The sequence below is a fragment of the Psychrobacter sp. TWP2-1-2 genome (genome assembly GCF_049896785.1).
Taxonomy (GTDB): domain Bacteria; phylum Pseudomonadota; class Gammaproteobacteria; order Pseudomonadales; family Moraxellaceae; genus Psychrobacter.
The window spans coordinates 1-3,600 of the sequence record NZ_JAFCVA010000039.1; the positions used below are offsets into that span (position 1 = coordinate 1).

Below are 3,600 nucleotides of genomic sequence, written 5' to 3' on the forward strand. Positions count from 1 at the left end.
ATGGTGATCACAAGTGTTAGTTTGAATAATTACTTATAGAGAGCAAAAAAAATAGTATTGATATTGTAATTTTACTTGAATACCTCATATAGATATGTCATAATTAAATGTCAATGTATTATGTTAACGTAACCTGACGGAACAATTGTAAGAATAACTAGCTTAATTAAATAAAATTATTAGTTAAATTTAGACTTAAAACTTATTCATGATCGCAGTGCCAAAAGGCATTTATGCGATTTTTTTGTGTTTAAAAAAGGAGTAGAAAATATATATGGATAATACAACAGACCAAACCAGTCAAGGCTACATGGTTGATTGGTTAAGAGTAAGAGTAGAAGTAGATCACAATCCAGAAGAGCTAAATAGTGCTATACGATTTGATGCAATAAAGACTGATAATGGCTATAGTGAACCTATGAAGTCGTATAAAGAAATATGGATAACAGAACCTAGTTATAGTAATAAATTAAAAGTGAAGTCCACGAAAGACGGTACTTTATTGATTGATGGTAATTTAGGGAAGTGGTTAACAGGGCATAATATTACAGGTGATAGTGATGTTATAGCATTAGTCTATAAGACAGTAATGAAGTTAGCTGAAATAAGCGAGCATATAACGCCAACTCAGCAACAATTAGATGCTATCCAAAAGGGTTACTTCAAAATCCATGTGATAGATGTAAACAAGGCAATATTGTTTGAAACTAAAGACAAGTCATTGCAATACTTAGAACGATTAAAATACCATGCAAGCTATGCAAGATTTGATAAGCACGTAGAAAGCAATGGTATCTATTTTGGCTGGGACAGTAAGCGTAAGAGATTAAAGTATTATCACAAAGGAACCGAGATCGCTAATAACAAAAAATATCAACACAATACTGATGAATTACAAGCATTAGCTGATCGTATGATTAGATGTGAATTACGCTTAATGTCACGTGAACTAAAGGATAACAACCTATTAAACGGCTTTAATTGGACACCTGAAATAGTAAAACAGTTGATTGATGATGCACATAGTAAGTTAAGATTACCAGAACCAATGAGCTTACCTAAAGACTTACCTAGTAAGTATATACGTTTTATTTCATGCTTTAAGAATGGCTCATTAGTTGAAAGCTATAAAAAATCAGTAATAGATAGAACGAAAAGAGAACTAATGAAAAATTATGGCGTTGATCTGCATAGACTGACATTTTAAATTACTAAGAGCTAGTTAGTACCTGAGATATTTCAAAATAAGCCCCCTATCTTTTATTGAGCCAATCGCAAGCTGTTAAACATAGCAGTGTATTGAGCCTAAGTTATGTAAGTGCTTGTAAGATTGGTATAGGAGAGATAAAGAGGGTTAGGGTACAAGGTGTGATGACCTATAAATCCTTTATCTTGTATAGCTTTGAAGTTGATTAGATGGTATTACTATAGTTAGTAATTACAGTATTTAATAGAAACTAGAAAACCTAGTAAAGACAGGGTGTCTAGCAATTATGAGTTAAGTAGAGTAGAGATATATGGACGTTATTCTTATCTAAATAAACGTGAGTAAAAAATATGCTTAAATTATTGGTAGGTGCTTTAATAGCTTTGACAGCTGCTAACTCAGTTGCAGGTAATACGTATGTCTATAAAGACAAAGGTGGGCAGGTACTACTCACTAATGTTAATCCAAGTGGTAATTTTGATAAGTTCACTAAGAAAGTAAAAGTAACCTATCATCGTGACGATAAAGCAATCAAATCAAATCAGAACCAAGCAGACTCAAAAGAGCAAAACGTATCTTACGGTATAAGTTCAAATTCTAATAGCGCTAGTTATGCAAATTCAGCATACGATTCCCTTAGATAGATATTTATCTTGCCTATTACATAAGAGCGACGTACAGCCTTTTTAAGCGTCTTTAGAGCCATTCAGCTACCTTTGCATAGGAAACATAAAACAGAGCCATTCTAGGGGTTTTTTATAAGCACTACGCAAGGGTTAAGAGGTAAGATAAGTGTCAGTTAAGATAAGCTGGCAAGTATCATTAATCTTATTTAGTTCCTATAGCCAAACGATGATAAAAATCACAAAAGACCTTAAACATTCCATTTTTTTGGACACCAAAAACACTAACAATTAATTTAATTTAATTTAATTTAATAACAGATACTTAGGAAATAATTATCCTCAAGGAGAGCGTGGGAATAATTCTAGTGTCCATTGATAAATGTCAGTCACTTAAATTTGATCAAGTTATTAAGAGCTTTAGCAATCTCCAGTCCAACACCAAAACCAATACCAGCTGCTACCGATAGTATTAAAACTAAAAAGAACATACTATCTATATCATCCATATTTATCATTTGTTAAACCCTCCGTTTATCGATTGTTGGTATTATTGTTGGTATTGTCAAAATAAATAATCAAGAAAGCCCTAAAACACTTGGGTTACAGCCGACAGTTGAGTTCCTACTGTAGGAGTCACACTCAATATTCAGTCATCATACTAAAAAAACCTAGCAGCAACCATCGCAGACAAAACGAAAATTAAACCGCAGACACCAAGTGACCTCAAGATAAAACGCTTATTACTCAATGCTAATCCCCTTTTATCTTTGTGGTTATTCAATCAATATACACTAAGTGTTGTGTAGTGCCAGAAAAATCGAATTACTCACTGCAAGTACACCCTGATGTACACCCAAAGCGCCTACCTACAGATAACCATATAAATATCAGAAACTTAGCTATCAAGCATGGTACCCACTACAGGTACCACTATCGTTTTTAGCAATATTATTTTTCTACAGATAACAAAAAACCCCATTCATCACTTGACGGATAGATGGGGTTTATCGTTTAATTGGGCAACGGTTACAGCGTGTTGAAGCACACTGTAACGGACAAATAAGCAGTGGCGCTGCGTTATTTGAACAGTATTGAATACCCGTTTAAGGGTTATTTTATCCATATCCTGCTCAAAACTCAACTCTCTGTTACGATTTATCATATATAAAACCGTTTATTTATCCGTTATAGCCTTGTGCTGCTCTCTCTGTACTGTACCTTTCAAACGGGTGGCAGGACTCATGTGACGACAGCGTTTGATAATAGGTAAAGTTTGCAACTGGGGTTACTGAACAGAGCAGACAGCGCAATGAGTGTTTATATTGTTTTTCGGTGCGGTACATTGGGTGTATGCCCTTGCTAGCATAGAAAACTTGTAAAGGTCATGAGCGTGTTCAGGCGGTGCTATCAGCCGTAATCATGACAGGATCAGCTTGATACAGTGATGATCTCCTAATGACGATAACGACCGATTGACGGGTAATATCGCATAGGTAATACACTAAGGTGTTTACAGTTTATCTGTAAGTGCTTTAGGGTGAGTGTTGCCTAAAACTCCTACTCCCTCAATCTGGATAATCGGCATAACAACAACAAAATAAGTTAGTTAATTAGTACTTATTGATTGATTACAGAGTCGATAGTGTTGATGGTGATCACAAGTGTTAGTTTGAATAATTACTTATAGAGAGCAAAAAAAATAGTATTGATATTGTAATTTTACTTGAATACCTCATATAGATATGTCATAATTAAATGTCAATGTAT

The 3,600-nt window shown here is 34.2% G+C and carries 2 protein-coding genes; both read left to right on the forward strand.

Going from position 1 to position 3,600, the window contains the following annotated elements; genetic code table 11:
- Positions 1-274: 274 nt before the first annotated feature.
- Positions 275-1,207, forward strand: coding sequence for a phage/plasmid replication protein, II/X family (locus ACP7AE_RS14095; RefSeq protein ID WP_426243845.1), 933 nt, complete (start codon positions 275-277; stop codon positions 1,205-1,207).
- A 350-nt stretch (positions 1,208-1,557) separates the two neighbouring features.
- Positions 1,558-1,851, forward strand: a complete 294-nt coding sequence (locus ACP7AE_RS14100) for a hypothetical protein (protein ID WP_426243847.1) — start codon at positions 1,558-1,560, stop codon at positions 1,849-1,851.
- Positions 1,852-3,600 lie beyond the last annotated feature (1,749 nt).

Coding starts and splice junctions, on each gene's coding strand:
- ACP7AE_RS14095 (WP_426243845.1), top strand. CDS start 275: ATGGATAATACAACAGACCAAACCAGTCAAGGCTACATGGTTGATTGG.
- ACP7AE_RS14100 (WP_426243847.1), top strand. CDS start 1,558: ATGCTTAAATTATTGGTAGGTGCTTTAATAGCTTTGACAGCTGCTAAC.